The following is a 15,257-nucleotide window of genomic DNA, read 5'->3' on the forward strand; positions in this document are numbered from 1 at the left end:
TCTTTATTCCGTAGTAGTCCTGCTTTTCAATCGAGGAATTTCGCGTCCGCTACGAATCGCCTTCGTCAGTCGCGTTCGCGCCATGCATAGGAAAAACGGAGACCGTCGCCGAGCGTGCACTGGAAAACCTGGGCCGGCGCGACGGGTTGATACGTGGTGGGCGAAAGCGAGCGCACCGTCACCGTCGCGCTTTCATCCTGCATGACGCGGTACTGGATCAGTTCGAGTACCGTCGTTCCGCTCGGCTGGACGGTCAGGTGCTGGTTGGCGAACGCGAGCGTGTTGCCGCCGACTTCCATGAAGTCGCGTATCGCGAAGCCGCCTGACACGGTGGGCACCGTTGCCTGCGCTTGCGCGGGCTGCGCGTTCCGGCACTGGTTCGGTGAAAAGATCGCGGTGACGGTCGTGCCGGCAAACAGCCGCGTGCGCAACTGCCGATACGAATTGGCGTTGTCCGGCTGGGTGCTTGCGGCCGTCGCCGCGAGACTGGTTGCCGCACCGGCGGCAACAAGAACAATGGCGAAGCGATTCAGCATTTTCCTGTCTCCGTGCGATGAAACCAGCGGCACGATAGCACGGTGCGATCGCATCGTTCAGACGGTCGATTCGTAGTCGCGCTACTGTTTTGCCCCCGCTTGCCGCAGCGCGTCCGCGGCATATGTATTGCCGTGCGACAGCGCGAGTTGCAGCAGCGACTGGCCGCGCCGATCGACATGATCCGGATTCGCCCCGCGTGCGACCAGCAGCGGAATCAGCTCGAAGCGATTGAACAGCGTCGCGAATCCCAGCGCGGTTTCGCCGGCGCCGTTCGTCTGGTCGATCGGGCAATCCGTGTCGATCAGGCGCCGCGCGATGTCGGGTTCGTTCCTGAAGAGGGCGCCCATCAGCGCGGTGTTGCCGTGACGGTCGCCTACGCATGCGTTTGCGCCGGCCGACAGCAGGTAGTCGAGTGCGGCCGGCTGGCCGTCGTAGGACGCGAGTATCACGGCCGTAAAGCCGTGGCCGTCGGCGGCGTCCACGGGATAGCCGGCGTCGTGCAACGCGCGCAGGATGTCGACGCGTCCGACGCGGGCGGCGTCGAACCAGTCATCGTCGTAGTGGCGCAGCGCGGCGGGGTCGGCTCGCGAATACGCCGGCCGGTCGGGAAGGTGCGCGCAGCCGGCGATCGCGGCCAGCGCCAGGGCCGCGGCGATCGAACGGATCGCGCGCGTCAGGCGTTCGGATGGCATGAGGATGTCCTGATGGATGGGTGAGGTCGACGTGCGCGGCGCGGCACCCCGCACGTCGACGGCGGCCGCAGCCGCGGGATCAGTTCTCGCTCAGCTTCGCCGCGAGCGCCTGCACTTGCCCGACGTCGGCGTGAACGGCCTGCGCGAGACGCGTGCCGTAGTCGGCATCGGCCTTGTAGAAGTACGACAGCATCGCGTACTGGTTGGGTGCGTTCGTCACCTTGCCGAGATCGCCGGACAGCGCGGTGATCAGGTCGTCCCTGTCCTGCTGCGACAGGCTGCGGTAGTACTCGCCCGCCTGACGGAACAGCAGCTTCTTGTGGATCGCCTCCTGCTGCGTCGTTCCGCCGAGCGCCATGCGTACGGACTTGTACTGCGGATTCGGCGCGAGTTCATGCAGCGTCGACGGTTCGTAGTTCACTTCGCCCTTGCGGTCGCCGGCGTTCATCGCGCCGTCCTGGTTGTTGCTGACCACCGGCACGGCAGGCCGGTTGATCGGCAGATCCTGGTAGTTCGCGCCGAGCCGGTACATCTGCGTGTCGGCGTAGGCGAACAGGCGATCCTGCAGCATCCGGTCTTCGGACGGCTCGATGCCGGGCACGAGCCGCGACGGGGCGAACGCCGATTCCTCGGTCGACTGGAAGTAGTTGTCGGGCACGCGGTTCAGCGTCATCGTGCCGATCTTGCGCTCGGGGACGCCGGTCCAGACTTTCGTGTCGTCCAGTGCATCGAAGTCGAACCGGTTCAGTTCCTGCGGCGTGAGCACCTGCACGTACAGATCCCACTTCGGGAAATCGCGTTGCTTCAGCGCCCCGTACAGGTCGTTCGTCATCATGTTCCAGTCGTGCCCGATCGACGCGGCGATATCCTGCGGCCGCAGGCCGTGCACGCCTTGCCGGCTTTTCCAGTGGAACTTCACGTAGTGCACGTCGCCGCGCGCATTGACGAACTTGAACGCGTGCACCGCGAAGCCGTCCATGTGACGATACGAATCGGGCATGCCCGCATTCGTGTACAGCATCGTCAGCATGTGCGTCGCCTCGGGCGTGTGCGCGAAGAAGTCGAATGCGAGGTTCGGGTCCTGCACGCCGGTCACGGCGCTCGGCTTGTTCGCGTGAACGAAGTCGGGGAACTTGATGCCGTCGCGAATGAAGAACACGGGCCAGTTGATGCCGACCATGTCCCAGTTGCCCTGCTGCGTATAGAACTTCACCGCGAAACCGCGCGGATCGCGCGCCTGTTCGGGCGAGCCGCGATAGCCCATCACGGTCGAAAAGCGCACGAATACCGGTGTGCGGGTGCCCGGCGTGAAGACCTTCGCTTTCGTCAGGTCCGAGATGTCGGCGCTCGGCTCGAACTCGCCGAATGCGCCGGTGCCGCGCGCATGCACGACGCGCTCCGGAATGCGCTCGCGATCGAAGCGCTGCAGTTTCTCGATGAGTGCGGAGTCTTGCAGGAGCACGGGGCCCGCCGGGCCGGCCGTCTGCGAATTCTCGTTGTCGCCGATGGGCGCGCCCGTGTCCCGGGTAAGTTCGGCGGCATGGGAAGACGCGGAAAGTGCAACGCAGACCGCGGCGACCGCGTGTCTCAGCACGCGACTGGAGGATGAAGACATGACGATGGAACTCCTTGAATCCGATCGGTGGTGGGGAAACCGGTTGAATTAGAAGAGATCGTCAGATGATTGGCTAATTGATATTGGGTATGCAGCCGATAGTATCGGCATCGATGCGGTGCGCGCCCCGTCGTTGTTGGTGCAGCGAACAAATATTGTTGCGTGCGCAATGAGTCGTTGTGTCGTGCGATCCGCGTTGCGGGCATCTGTGCCGCGCCAGCGTCGCCAGACCCGGCCGCGCGGCACCGATTCCCTCGTCGTCAACCCGCGCCGGTCTGCCACCCGAGCCCGAGGCTCTTCTGCAGCGACACGTAGTCCTTGATCAGTTCGGCTTGCCCGGCGATCACGTTCTGCTGCGCGGCCAGCGTTTCGCGTTGCGTATCGAGCAGGTCGATCATCGAGGCGACGCCCGCGCGATAACGCTCATCCATCAGCGACCGGGAATGCACGGCCGACGTCTGCACCCTGGCGAGCGCGACGACGTGCTCGCGCTGGTGCCCGTAGCGCTGCAATGCGGTGTTCGCATCCTGCAACGCGCCGAGCACGGCCTTCTGATAGTTCGCTTCCGCTTCGTCGCGCGATGCCTCGGCCGCGCGCACCGCGCCGCGCGTGCGCCCGAAGTCGAGAATGTTCCATTGCAGATACGGCGCACCGACCCAGTTGAAGTTCTGCTTGCGGAACAGATGCCCCGGGTCGGTCGCGCTGAAACCGAGATCGCCGAGCAGCGTCACCTTCGGGAAATAGTCGGCGACATGCTCGCCGATCTGCGCATTGCTCGATGCGAGCCGACGCTCGGCCGCGCGAATGTCGGGGCGCTGTTTCAGCAGCGTGGCCGGGTCTCCGATCGCCACGCTGGCGGGCAGCGTCGGCAGCGGGGGGGCCGCGGTCGACAGCGCCGCGTCGAGCGCGCCGGGCGCGCGGCCCGTCAGGATCGCGAGCCGGTCGAGCGACTCCGTTACCTGCGCGTCGAGCGGGATCAGCGACGCGCGCGTGTTTTCGACCTGGGTCGTCAGGCGTTCGATGTCGGCATCGGCGGCGACGCCGCGTGCGCGGCGCTGCTGCGTGAGTTCGAGCATCTTCTGCTGCAACTCGGCGGTACGCCGCGACAGTGCAAGCCGCTGCTGCTGGTCGCGCAGGTCGACGTACGCGTTCGCGACTTCGGCCGCGATCGATACCTGCGTATCGGCGAGATCGGCGTCGACCGCTTCCGCCTGCGCGGACGCGGCTTCGACCGCGCGGCGCGTGCCGCCGAACAGGTCGATTTCCCAGGTTGCATCGAAGCCGGCCGAATAGAGCTGAAGCGGGCCCGAGCCGCCAGGCGTCGGCGACGTGCCGCCCGACTGGTTCGAGCCGTTCGACGGCAGCAGCGAACCGAGCGCGCCGATGTCCGGTTCGCGCGTGCGGATGGCGGCGACGGTGGCCGACGATTTCGGCAACTGCGCCGCACGCTGTTGCGAGAGCTGCGCACGCGCCGCGCGCAGGCGCGCCTGCGCGGCGTGCAGATCGGGGTTGTACACGAGTGCGGCTGTGATCAGCTCGTCGAGCTGGCGATCGTTCAGCGCGTGCCACCACGCGCTCGGCGCGGGCGCGGTGGCGTCGACGCCGGAGGCCGGCGCGCGCACGAAGACGGGCGCATCCGGTGCGGCGGGCGCGCCGCGATAGTCGGGGCCGACCGTGCAGCCGGCGAGCAGGCACGCGGCCGCGCACAGCGTGAGCGCGGGGCGGCGGGGCAGGGACAAGGGTTTCATCGCGTAAGACGGTTCAGTGGCCGGACGACATCGGTTGCGGCCCGCGCGGCGTTCTCAGCAGCAGCGCGAGCGGTACGCAGGCGAGCAGCGCCAGGCCCAGCAGATAGAAGGTTTCGGAATAGGTCATCACGACGGCCTGGATCTGGATCTGCTGCGCCAGTTGTCCGAGTGCGCGCATGTTCGAATACGCGAGGTCGCCGGTGTGCGCGAACCAGTTGGCCGCGTAGGCCGACAGCCGGTCCTGCCCGATCAGCGAGTTGGCGGTGACCGATTCGCGCAGCGCGGCCGTGTGGAAGGTCGTACGCCGATCGATCACGGTGCCGATGATCGCGAGCCCGATCGAGCCGCCGAGATTGCGCGCCATGTTGTAGAGCCCGGCCGCATCGCCCGAGTCTTCGCGCGCGACGGCGGCCATCGACGCCTGGTTGAGCGGCATCATCGCGAGCATCTGCGCGACGCCGCGGATCAGTTGCGACCATACGAAGTCGTGGCCGACGCTCTGCGCGGTCAGGCTGATGTCGAGCATGCAGCTCAGGCAGAACAGCAGCAGCCCCGAGATCACGAGGATGCGGAAATCGACCTTGCCGAGCAGGCGCGGCAGGATCGGCATCACGAGAAATGCCGGCAGCCCCGACAGCAGCATGATCGCGCCCGCCTGTTCCGCGTTGTAGCCGGCGACGATCGCGAGGAACTGCGGCAGCAGGTAGGACACGCCGTACAGCCCCGCGCCGACCGCGGACACGATCACGATTACGCTCGCGTAGCGGGGGTTGCGCATCAGCGACAGCCGCATGATCGGCCGCTTCGCGAAGATCTGCGACAGCGCGATCAGGATCATGCCGAACAGCGACACGACGCTCAGCGTGACGATCATCTGCGATTCGAACCAGCGTTCGCGCTGACCTTCCTCGAGCACGACGGTGAGCGAGCTCAGCCCGATCGCGAGGCCGGCGATTCCGAGCCAGTCGGCATTGAAGAACGTGTTCCACTGCGGGCGGTCCGACGGCAGTCCGAACCACAGCAGTGCCATCAGCAGCAGGCACACCGGCAGGTTCAGGAAAAAGCACCAGCTCCAGCTCACGTTCTCCGCGAGCCAGCCGCCGAGCACGGGGCCGAACAGCGGCCCGAGCAGCACGATCAGGCCGAACAGCGTCATGCCGACCGGCAACTGCGACAGTGGCAACCGCGTGCGGATGATGGTCTGCGCGGTGGGGATCAGCGCACCGCCGGTGAAGCCCTGGCCGATCCGGCCCGCGATCATCATCGGCAGCGAATGCGACCAGCCGCACATCATCGAGAACGCGATGAACAGCGCGGAGTTCGTCAGCAGGAAATTGCGCAGCCCGAACACGCGCGTGAGCCACGCGGCGAGCGGGATCATCACGATCTCCGACATCAGGTAGCCGGTCGAGATCCACGTGCCTTCGGTGCCGGTCGCGCCGATTTCGCCCTGGATCTGCGGCAGCGCGGAGTTCGTGATCGAGATGTCGAGCGTCGCCATCAGCGCGCCGAGCGCGCCGGCCGCGACCGCGATCCAGTCGGTCACGCTCGCGCGGCCTTCGTGCGGCGGCGCGGGCATCGTGGCGGACGGTTCAGCCATGATGCGTCTCGTCGCGGGCCGAGCGCGTATCGACGTCGACCGTCACCGACAGCCCCGGCAGCAGCATGCGCTGCGCGCGCGCGTTCGCCGCGAGGCGGATGCGCACCGGCACGCGCTGGACGATCTTCGTGAAGTTGCCGGTCGCATTCTCGGGCGGCAGCAGTGCGAACTGCGCGCCGGTGCCGGGTGCGAAGCTGTCGACGACGCCGGACAGCGTGCCGTCCGGCAGCGCATCGACGTGCAGCTCGACGGGCTGGCCGATGCGCATGTTGCCGATCTGCGTTTCCTTGAAGTTCGCGACGAGGTAGATCGAGTCGACCGGCACCACGGTCAGCAGCCGCGTGCCGGGCTGCACGTATTGACCGACGCGCACCGTGCGATCGCCGACGCGGCCCGCGAGGGTGCTGCGCACGATCGTGTTGTCGAGGTCGAGCTGGGCCTGCGCGGCGCTGGCCTGCGCGGCCTCGAGCTGCGCGCGCGCCTGCTGGAGCTGCGCGGTGAACGATGCGATCTGCGTGCGCGCGGCGGCGATCGACGCATCGTTCGCGGCGAGCGTCGCGGCTGCCTGGTCGCGCGTGCTCTTCAGGTCGGCCACGCGTTCGTGCGTCTCGGCGCCGGTCGCCGCGAGCGGCGCATAGCGCGCGTATTCGTCGCTGGCGTGCTGCGCGTTGATCCGCGATACCTTCGCCTGCGCAGTGGCCTGCTCGAGATTCGCGCGCTGCTGGCTGATATCGGCCTCGGCGCGAGCGATATCCGCGCGGCGCGCGTCGACGGTCGCGAGCGATTGCGCGAGCGCGACCTGGTACTGGCGCACGTCGAGCCGCACGAGCGGATCGCCGGCCTTCACAGCCTGATTGTCGCGCACGTAGACATCGGTCACGTAGCCGGCGACCTTCGGCGCGGCCGTCATGCTGTCCGCCTGAAGGTACGCGTCGTTGGTGCTTTCGATGAAGCGGCCGACCGTCCACCAGCGGCCCAGCCACACGGCGCCGCCGATGGCCGCGAGCACCGCGACGACGAGCAGGATGCGCCGCTTCGATCCGTTGCCGTTGCGCGGCATTGTTGTGGGTTCCTGACGATCTGCTTTCTGTGGCGGCTCTTGCTGCGTCGACATGCTGGGATCCAATTTATTCCAAGTGGAAGAATTATTCCAGTTGATAGAATTGTGTCAAGTAGAATGTCGATCGATCGAATGACGAGGACGGCATGAACGAAGCGAAGAAGCTGCGCCGCACGTCGGCGGGCGGTTACGCTCGCGGCGACGAAACGCGCCAGCGGATCATCGAGGCGGCGATCGAACTGTTCGGCGAGCGCGGGTTCGCGGGCGCGTCGACGCGCGAGATCGCCGCGATGGCCGGCGTGAACGCGCCGGCGCTCCAGTACTACTTCGAAAACAAGGAAGGCGTGTACCGCGCGTGCGTGGAAACGATCGCGGAGCACGGCTGGGAGGTGTTCGCGCCGTCGGTCGGCCATGCGTGGGCGATGCTCGATGCGGATGCGGACGTCGACGTGCTGATCGACGCGTTCGTCGGGCTGCTGCGCGCGCTGTCGGACCGGATGTTCACCGCGCCGAAGACGCTGAACCAGCGGATGTTCTTCGCGCGCGAGCAAGTCGGCCAGGAGCCGGCGAGCGCGAGCGAAATCCTGATGACGCGCATGCGCAAGCCGCTCAACGACGTGAGCGCCGAACTGATCGGCCGCATCTCGGGCCGGCCGGCCGACGACCCCGTCACGCGCTTGCGTGCGCTGAGCCTGTTCGGGCAGATCACGGTGTTCCACATCGCGCAGCGCTCGGCGCTGCAGTTGCTCGGATGGGAAGCGTTCGAGGGCGAGCGTGCGGCACTGCTGATCGACACGATCGCCGACCAGACGCGCGTGCTGCTCGAGCAATGGAACGCGCAGCGCGACGCATCGGCTGCCGGCCCGAAAGCCGGCTCGACGCGCGGGCAGGGCGCGGCGTCGAAACGCAACGCGAAGGCGGGGGCGTCGACGCCCGCCGCGAAGCGCACCCGGCGCGTGAGCAAGCCCGCCGCGCGTTGAACGCGGCGCGACGTCGGCTCGGGCCGGTCAGCCCGGCTTGCGCGCCGGTGCGGCGGGCGACGGCGGCCGGGCCGTCGGTTCGGCCGCGTGGCCGTTGCCGCCGTTGCTGCCGTTTTCGTCATCGCCGCCCGCCCGTGACCCGTCCGCGTACGCGATGACGCTGCGCTGCGGATTGGCGATCCGGATGCCGCGTTCGCGGAACGTCTCCGCGATCCGCCGGTTGAATTCGCGCTGCACGCTCCAGCGCGTCGAGTCCGTGCATTGCATCTGTCCGGCCAGCGCGATCGCCGCGCCGTCGACCTGGTCGATACCCCAGTAGCTGAAGTCCGACAGGATGCCGTCGCGGTATTTCGGGTCGTCGCGCAACGCGGCGCCGATCTCCTTCAGCGTCGCGATCGCGCGATCGATATCCTCGCCGTAGGCAATGCTGATCTTGACGGCTGCGTTGCCGAGCCCGCGATTCGTGTTGTTGACGGTCGTCACCGAGCTGAACGGGATCGTGTACAGCGACCCGTCGCCGGCGCGCAGCCGCACGGTGCGGATCGACAGGTACTCGACCGTGCCGGACACGCCGGCGAGCGTGACCCAGTCGCCGACCTGCATCGCGTTCTCCATCAGCAGGAAGATCCCGGTGATGAAATCCTGCACGAGCTTCTGCGAGCCGAAGCCGAGCGCGACGCCGAAGATGCTGGCGCCGGCCAGCAGCGGGCCGACGTTCACGCCGAGCTGGCTGAGGCCCGTCAGCACGACGACGAGCGCGATCATCACGAACAGCAGCGAGCGCAGCATCGGCAGCAGCGTGCGCAGCCGCGCCGCGCGCACGAGATTGCCTTCGCGCGTCCAGCGCTGCAGCCGGCGCTCGATCGCGATGTTCGCGGCTTCCCACACGATGAGCGCGACGATGGCCGCGATGGCGATCGTCACCAGCGCCGACGCGAGCCGGTGACCGATCGTGCCGGTTTCGAACGCGCGGAAGATCGGTACGCCCCAGATCTGCAACAGCAGCACGACGGTGACGATGCCGATCGCGCCCGACACGAACTGACGCAGCAGCGGGTAGTAGCGGTATGCGTGCAGATGGACGAGCGTGCGGTCTTCGTCGCGGCGCTGGAACACGCGTGCGAGTGCGCCGAACACGACGATCGACACGATCCGCATGAAGATCATCACGGCGATCGAGCGGCCGCCGAGCGTGATCAGCACGCGGTAGCCGTTGTGGACGTCGAGCGCCCACACGAACCACAGCGCCATCACGATGAATACCGCGACGGGCGCCCACGCGTCCGCGAGCGCGTTGGCGATCATCGCGACCGACGGACGGTCGTCGCCGGCCGCGCGGATGCGCGCGGCGACCGGCCTGCGGCACTGCAGGATCAGCGCCGAAACCATCAGGTGCGCGACGAGCGCGACCGCTTTCAGCAGCGCGACGTGGCCGGCGTCGGTCAGGCCGAAGTTCGCGGCGATCTCGACCACGGCCGTGCACGCGCCGACCACGATCGCGATTCGCGCGATCGAGCGTTGCGCGAAGCCGGCCCACGCATCGCTGATGTGCAGCAGCCGCAACTGCCGCGCATCGGGCTGGAAGAACAGCCGGCTGACGATCGTCACGAGCCGGCAGATCACGTAGATGTCGATCAGCGCTTCGAGCGCCGATTCGATCGGGGTATCCGTATCGGCGATCATCGACATCGTCAGGCTCGCGACGCCGACGAACACGAGCAGCGGCACGGCGCGCAACGCGAGACTGACGAGCGCGCGCGGCATCCGGTGCAGCAGCGTGGTGTGGCGACGCGCGTGGCCGCGGGCCTGCGACGATGCGGGCGCGGCGTCGGGGGTATCCGGCGGGGCGTCGTCATCGGGCGTAACGGAGTTCGGTACAACGCGCTCCGGTGCAACGGAGTCCGGCGCGGTGCCGTGCGACGCGCCGGCCCGCCGCGCGGCCACTGTGGCCAGCGCGCGTCGCAACAGCCGCTTCGCGAGCCATTCGACGGCGAGCGCGGGCACGAGCACCGCGATGATGATCCAGAGCGCTTGCGCAAGATCCGCGCGTTCGTCGGCGCGGACCAGTTTCTCGCGCCACCAGCTTCCGACCGAGCCGATATCGAGGAGCGAGTGCAGCGATTCCTTCAGCGCACCGCCGATTTCGATGGTCCAGCGCGATCCCTGCCGCACCAGCATCGACGCGAGCCCGTTCGACGTGAGCGCGGCCGGGGCCGCGGCCGCAGGCGCGCTGCTGGCGGCCGCCGCATCGCTTGCCGCGACCGCGGGCGTGTTCAGCGCACCGACGGCCGCGATGGCGCGCAGCGTCGTTTCGACCTGGGCGCGCTCGCGCGGATTCTGGAGCACATTGAGTGCCTGCTGTGCCTGTTGCGGCGTCAGCGCGGGCGCGGCGCCGGAAGCGGCCGGCGCGGCGGCCGGGGCGGGAGCGGCCGCGTGGGCGGCCGAGACGACGGCGGCGAGCAGCCAGCCGAGGAGGACATGTCGCATGGGGTGGGCATGCGGGCGCGCATCGGCCCGCTAGGCTGAACGATGGACGGAAGTTAACATGATCGCGATCGGAACCGAATAGTTCCGTCGACGATCGCCCGAATCGGGCCTGCCCGACGCAGCGCGGACGTTTGCGGTGGGGGCGTTGATGCGGTCATGTATGGACGCGGACGGTAGACATCCGGATGAATCACGGCACCGTGATCGTCGAAATGAAATGTATTTGTAACTTTTTCCGGTCGACAATGGCGAGTGTCGCGTTCATCGCATCGCGCCGCATCGAATTAATACGGAGTCCTGCGCGATCAGGTTTGTCCGTCGTGAAATATCGGCAGAACGTATCGTGCGATTTCTTCGATGACTTCGCGCATGGGGCGGTCCGTCCCAGGATTCAGCGTGACGTGATGCGTGCCCGCCGCGCGCATGTCCTGCAGGATATCGATCAATGCGCGGCGTCCGGTTGCATAGCCGAGCGGCAACGCGGTGGCCGGCGCATCGGGATTCGCGGCGAGGTCGAGTCGCATCGACACGCCGAACGCGCGAAAGGCCGGCGACGCGAGCCGGTCGACCGCCGCGCGCCACATCGAATAGCGTGCGCGCTGCGTATCCGGATCGCGATGGTACGTCATCCAGCCGATCGAGTGCCGCGCGATCCAGTCGACGCTTTGGCCACCCGAGCCGACCACCAGCATCGGCACCGCGTCGGCGCCGCGCGGCAGCAGCGTGAATTCGGGCGCATCGGGCGGCGCTTCGTCGGGAACCACGCGCGACGGCACGCCGAGCGCGGCCGCGACGACGTCCCAGTGCGCGCGGTAGCGGTCGCGCCGCGTGTCCGGATCGACGCCGAACGCCGCATATTCGGGCGGCCGGTCGCCGGAGCCGAGCCCGAGGATGAAGCGTCCGCCCGACAGCGTCGCGACCGACAGCGCGCCTTTCGCGATATGCAGCGGATGACGCAGCGGCAGCACGATCGCGCCGCTTGCGAGCACGATCCGGCGTGTGCGCGCCGCCAGCGCGCCGAGCAGGACCCACGGATCGAGGTGCCCGACCGGGTCGGGGTAGTCGGCGCTGTTCAGCGGCACGTCGCGAATCCACAGCGCGCGAAAGCCGAGCGTGTCGGCCAGGGCCGCCAGCTCGAGCTGCTCGTCGAAGTCGGCGACGATATGGCCCGCGCGAAGCAGCGGAAGCGTGAGGCCGATCGACAGCTGCCCGGCCGAAAAGACGCGGTGCGCGACGTCGGGGCGGGCAGGGGCGGGCGTGGTCATGTCGGGTCCTTGGAGGCAGGCGAAGCGAACGTGCGACGTTGCGTGTCCGAATGCTAGCGTGTTTGCATCCCGGTTGCGCGGCACGGCATGCGCGGTGACGGGCGCATGTCGAGACGACGACAGCCATGCAGGCAGCCGGCCGGGCATAATCGACGCCTTCCGTCATTGAAAACAACGCATCCGGATGAACACGCTTCGACACACGGCGATCGGTCTGGCGGCGAGCGCGCTGCTGTTCGCGCTCACGACTGACGCGCGTGCGGACGACGCGGCGCGCGCCGCCGTCTGCAAGACCGCCGAGGAGACGGGCTACACGGCCGACATCCGCAATTGCCTCGCGCTGAAATACGGCGCGGCCGACCGGCGCTTGAATGCCGTCTACAAGACGAAGATGGCGAGCCTGGACGAGCAGGGCAAGACGCGGTTGCGCAACGACGAACGCCGCTGGCTCAAGATGCGGGATGCCGCATGCGCGGAGGCGCGCCAGCCCGATGCGGGCGGCACGCTCGGGCTCGTGGAGGTCGACAGTTGCTTCGTCGACGAAACCGAGCGCCGCATCAAGGTGATCGAAGCCTTTCGTTGAGTGGCGGTGTCGCGGCGGCCACGGTGCTACGCGATCCGCAGCGTCGTGCCGCGCAGCGCGAGGCCGAGGCGCGACACCACGCGTCGTGACGCGCGGCGCATGCGACCCGTTCAAGGGTGCGCGGCACCGTGGGGCGATTGTAAGCCGACCGGCAGTCGCGTTGATGCAACGCCGCGCCGCCCGCGCGGGCCGGGCCGGCACGACCTGTCGGCGCGCCCGGCCGACGCCCGCTGATCCGGCACGCGTTTCAGTTTCGAAACGTTCGCGCGGCCCGTCGGTGCGCGATTCGCGTCGATCGCGCCGCCTCGACCCGCGCGGCCTTGCGGCATGAAGCATGGTGCGCTCCTTGCATATCTGTACGGGCCGTGAGCGCGGTCGCGGACGCAGTCGGTCCGGCGATCGCTTCAGTGGGTCGGACGTATCGGAGACGGGGACAAGAGAATGAGAACAGACCGAATCGCAACGTGTCGTGTTGCAAACATGAATCGCCGACCTGCCAGGATATTCGCTTCGCCTTCGATCGAGGCGACCTGAGCGCGCGGCTTTCCGTTCCATCCGAGCAATCGGGTTCGTTCTGAACGACGACGTGCAGGTGTGGCGCACGAGGCCGACGGGTGCCTGTCGGCCGTCGGGGACGAACGTCGAATGCGTTGGGATGGCCCGGATCCCGGATCGTCATGCCGCCGCGCGCAACGCGAGTCGTCGCGCGGCGCCCGCGTGCGTGCGCCGTGCATCGCGTCGGCGCGGCGGGTCCGGCCCGGATCGCAGCGGAAAGCCTGCGCGCATCGATGCGTTCGGCATCGCGGAACACATGCAGTCCAGGGGAAGCGTTCGCCGCCGGCGGTATGGCGGACGCCGCGAAATCGTGCTGTCAGTTGATCCACTACCCCGATGGATCAATTGTTGAAGCGCCCATCGCCGAGTGGCGGATGGGCGTCTTTTTTTGCGCGCCGGTGTGCGACGCGCGCCCCCGGCCCGATCGCGCGGCGTTCTGTATCATGTGCTGGCGTGCCTGGCCGCCCGTGCGGGCGCACGGTTTGCCGGCGCGCCCGATCACGCGTTGAGAACATGAACGACAAAGCCCACCACGACTCCTCGAGCACCGACGTCGACCCGGCCGCTCTCGATGCGCTGCACACGTTCGTCGAGCGTCATCCGCGCCTGCTGGTGCTGACGGGTGCGGGTATCAGCACCGACTCCGGCATTCCCGGCTATCGCGACCGCAACGGCCAGTGGATGCGCTCGCCGCCGATCCAGCTCCACGAATTCCTCGGCTCCGATGCCGCGCGCCGTCGCTACTGGGCGCGCAGCATGATCGGCTGGCCCGTCGTGGGCCGTGCGCAGCCGAACGGGTCGCACGTCGCGCTGGCGCGGCTCGGCGGCGCGGGGCGGATCGAGCGTCTCGTCACGCAGAACGTCGACGGGCTGCACCAGCGCGCGGGCAGCGGCGACGTGATCGAGCTGCACGGCGGCATCGACGGCGTCACGTGCCTCGACTGCGGCGCGCGGCATGCGCGCGCGACGATCCAACTGATGCTCGAGGCCGACAATCCCGAGCTGCTGGGCGCGCAGGCCGAGCCGGCCGCGGATGGCGACGCGCACCTCGAATGGGCCGCGCTCGACACGTTCCGCATCCCGGCGTGCCCCGCGTGCGGCGGGTTGCTGAAGCCGGCGGTCGTGTTCTTTGGCGAAAACGTGCCGCGCGAGCGCGTGGCGCTCGCGTCGCAGGCGCTCGACGCGGCCGATGCGCTGCTCGTCGTCGGCTCGTCGCTGATGGTGTATTCCGGTTACCGCTTCTGCGTGTGGGCGCAGGCGCGGCACAAGCCGGTCGCCGCGCTCAATCTCGGCCATACGCGCGCCGATCCGATGCTGACCTTGAAGATCGAGGCGCGCTGCGCGCCCGCGCTCGGCGCGCTGACCGCGCGGCTGGGCCTCGCCGGCCATACACCGGAGCTAGCGTCGTGACCGGCCCGGCAGCGTCGCCCGATCCGTCCGCGCGGCTGTCGGCGCCGGCGGCCGAACGCAATCGCGGGCCGATCCTCGACGTGTTGCGCCGCGTGCTGCCGACGAGCGGCCGCGTGCTCGAAATCGCGAGCGGCACCGGGCAGCACGCGGTCCACTTCGCGCAGGCGCTGCCGGGCCTGCACTGGCAGCCGAGCGATCCCGATGTGCAGGCACGCCGCTCGATCGCCGCGTGGGTCGCGCATGCCGGCCTCGCGAATGTCGCGCAGCCGCTCGCATTCGACGTGCGCGACGCGTCATGGCGGTTCGACGCGCTCGATGCAATCGTCTGCATCAACATGATTCACATCTCGCCGTGGGCCTGCACCGACGCGCTGTTCGCGGGCGCGTCGCGCGTGCTGCGCCCGGGCGGCGTGCTGTTCCTGTACGGGCCGTATCGCCGCGAGGGCCGGCACACGGCGCCGTCGAACGAAGCGTTCGACCTGCAATTGCGCAGCCGCGACCCGTCGTGGGGCGTGCGCGATCTCGAGACCGTCGTCGCGCTCGGCCTCGATCGCGGGCTCGACTGCATCGAGGTGGTCGAGATGCCGGCGAACAACCTGAGCGTCGTGTTCCGCCGGCTGCCGCACGCGGAACAGTGACACGCAAGCGCGCATCGCCGCCGGGTTTCCACTATCCTTTCGCCTGTGCGCGCGACCCGGCTCGGGTCACGCCCCGTTTTTTCCGGA

At 68.3% G+C, this 15,257-nt stretch carries 12 protein-coding genes; 4 read left to right on the forward strand and 8 right to left on the reverse strand.

What is annotated here, in order from left to right; genetic code table 11:
- Window positions 1-65 precede the first annotated feature (65 nt).
- The 6 genes from WJ16_RS23610 to WJ16_RS23635 all read right to left on the reverse strand — a co-directional run bounded on the left by WJ16_RS23610 (window position 66) and on the right by WJ16_RS23635 (window position 7,306).
- Window positions 66-536, reverse strand: coding sequence for a VirK family protein (locus WJ16_RS23610; RefSeq protein ID WP_069259483.1), 471 nt, complete (start codon window positions 534-536; stop codon window positions 66-68).
- A gap of 81 nt (window positions 537-617) precedes the next feature.
- Complete coding sequence (locus WJ16_RS23615) at window positions 618-1,229, reverse strand: ankyrin repeat domain-containing protein (protein WP_069259484.1); 612 nt, start codon at window positions 1,227-1,229, stop codon at window positions 618-620.
- A 79-nt stretch (window positions 1,230-1,308) separates the two neighbouring features.
- Window positions 1,309-2,844 carry a catalase gene (locus WJ16_RS23620; protein ID WP_069259485.1) on the reverse strand — a complete coding sequence of 512 codons (1,536 nt, stop codon included), beginning with the start codon at window positions 2,842-2,844 and terminating at the stop codon, window positions 1,309-1,311.
- A gap of 260 nt (window positions 2,845-3,104) precedes the next feature.
- Window positions 3,105-4,592, reverse strand: coding sequence for an efflux transporter outer membrane subunit (locus WJ16_RS23625; RefSeq protein ID WP_069259486.1), 1,488 nt, complete (start codon window positions 4,590-4,592; stop codon window positions 3,105-3,107).
- Window positions 4,593-4,605: 13 nt separating this feature from the next.
- Window positions 4,606-6,192 carry an MDR family MFS transporter gene (locus WJ16_RS23630; protein WP_069259487.1) on the reverse strand — a complete coding sequence of 529 codons (1,587 nt, stop codon included), beginning with the start codon at window positions 6,190-6,192 and terminating at the stop codon, window positions 4,606-4,608.
- Window positions 6,185-7,306 (reverse strand): HlyD family secretion protein, encoded by a 1,122-nt coding sequence (locus WJ16_RS23635; protein ID WP_069259488.1) that lies wholly within the window; start codon window positions 7,304-7,306, stop codon window positions 6,185-6,187. The genes WJ16_RS23630 and WJ16_RS23635 overlap by 8 nt, the downstream gene beginning before the upstream one ends.
- Before the next feature lie 92 nt (window positions 7,307-7,398).
- Here WJ16_RS23635 and WJ16_RS23640 point away from each other — a divergent pair, with 92 nt between their 5' ends.
- Window positions 7,399-8,232 (forward strand): CerR family C-terminal domain-containing protein, encoded by an 834-nt coding sequence (locus WJ16_RS23640; RefSeq protein ID WP_069259489.1) that lies wholly within the window; start codon window positions 7,399-7,401, stop codon window positions 8,230-8,232.
- Between the two features lie 27 nt (window positions 8,233-8,259).
- On the opposite strand, the gene WJ16_RS23645 is transcribed toward WJ16_RS23640, so the two are convergent.
- Entirely contained in the window at window positions 8,260-10,719 is a 2,460-nt protein-coding gene (locus tag WJ16_RS23645) for a mechanosensitive ion channel domain-containing protein (RefSeq protein WP_069259490.1), read from the reverse strand.
- A 305-nt stretch (window positions 10,720-11,024) separates the two neighbouring features.
- The gene (locus tag WJ16_RS23650; protein ID WP_069259491.1) at window positions 11,025-11,984 is read right to left on the reverse strand and encodes an LLM class oxidoreductase; all 960 of its coding nucleotides are present in this window, start codon (window positions 11,982-11,984) and stop codon (window positions 11,025-11,027) included.
- Window positions 11,985-12,168: 184 nt separating this feature from the next.
- Here WJ16_RS23650 and WJ16_RS23655 point away from each other — a divergent pair, with 184 nt between their 5' ends.
- From WJ16_RS23655 to WJ16_RS23665, 3 genes are all read left to right on the forward strand, one after another.
- Window positions 12,169-12,567, forward strand: coding sequence for a lysozyme inhibitor LprI family protein (locus WJ16_RS23655; RefSeq protein WP_069259492.1), 399 nt, complete (start codon window positions 12,169-12,171; stop codon window positions 12,565-12,567).
- Between the two features lie 1,068 nt (window positions 12,568-13,635).
- Window positions 13,636-14,532, forward strand: a complete 897-nt coding sequence (locus WJ16_RS23660; protein WP_069259493.1) for an NAD-dependent protein deacetylase — start codon at window positions 13,636-13,638, stop codon at window positions 14,530-14,532.
- Window positions 14,529-15,170 carry a DUF938 domain-containing protein gene (locus WJ16_RS23665; protein WP_069259494.1) on the forward strand — a complete coding sequence of 214 codons (642 nt, stop codon included), beginning with the start codon at window positions 14,529-14,531 and terminating at the stop codon, window positions 15,168-15,170. Before WJ16_RS23660 ends, WJ16_RS23665 begins: the two co-directional genes overlap by 4 nt.
- The last annotated feature ends 87 nt before the right edge of the window (window positions 15,171-15,257 follow it).

Source organism: Burkholderia metallica (assembly GCF_001718555.1).
Lineage (GTDB): Bacteria > Pseudomonadota > Gammaproteobacteria > Burkholderiales > Burkholderiaceae > Burkholderia > Burkholderia metallica.

What these genes read in the sequence shown, in the direction of transcription:
- WJ16_RS23655 (WP_069259492.1), top strand. Translation starts at nt 12,169, where the DNA reads ATGAACACGCTTCGACACACGGCGATCGGTCTGGCGGCGAGCGCGCTG.
- WJ16_RS23635 (WP_069259488.1), bottom strand. Translation starts at nt 7,306, where the DNA reads ATGTCGACGCAGCAAGAGCCGCCACAGAAAGCAGATCGTCAGGAACCC.
- WJ16_RS23630 (WP_069259487.1), bottom strand. Translation starts at nt 6,192, where the DNA reads ATGGCTGAACCGTCCGCCACGATGCCCGCGCCGCCGCACGAAGGCCGC.
- WJ16_RS23640 (WP_069259489.1), top strand. Translation starts at nt 7,399, where the DNA reads ATGAACGAAGCGAAGAAGCTGCGCCGCACGTCGGCGGGCGGTTACGCT.
- WJ16_RS23650 (WP_069259491.1), bottom strand. Translation starts at nt 11,984, where the DNA reads ATGACCACGCCCGCCCCTGCCCGCCCCGACGTCGCGCACCGCGTCTTT.
- WJ16_RS23610 (WP_069259483.1), bottom strand. Translation starts at nt 536, where the DNA reads ATGCTGAATCGCTTCGCCATTGTTCTTGTTGCCGCCGGTGCGGCAACC.
- WJ16_RS23615 (WP_069259484.1), bottom strand. Translation starts at nt 1,229, where the DNA reads ATGCCATCCGAACGCCTGACGCGCGCGATCCGTTCGATCGCCGCGGCC.
- WJ16_RS23645 (WP_069259490.1), bottom strand. Translation starts at nt 10,719, where the DNA reads ATGCGACATGTCCTCCTCGGCTGGCTGCTCGCCGCCGTCGTCTCGGCC.
- WJ16_RS23625 (WP_069259486.1), bottom strand. Translation starts at nt 4,592, where the DNA reads ATGAAACCCTTGTCCCTGCCCCGCCGCCCCGCGCTCACGCTGTGCGCG.
- WJ16_RS23660 (WP_069259493.1), top strand. Translation starts at nt 13,636, where the DNA reads ATGAACGACAAAGCCCACCACGACTCCTCGAGCACCGACGTCGACCCG.
- WJ16_RS23620 (WP_069259485.1), bottom strand. Translation starts at nt 2,844, where the DNA reads ATGTCTTCATCCTCCAGTCGCGTGCTGAGACACGCGGTCGCCGCGGTC.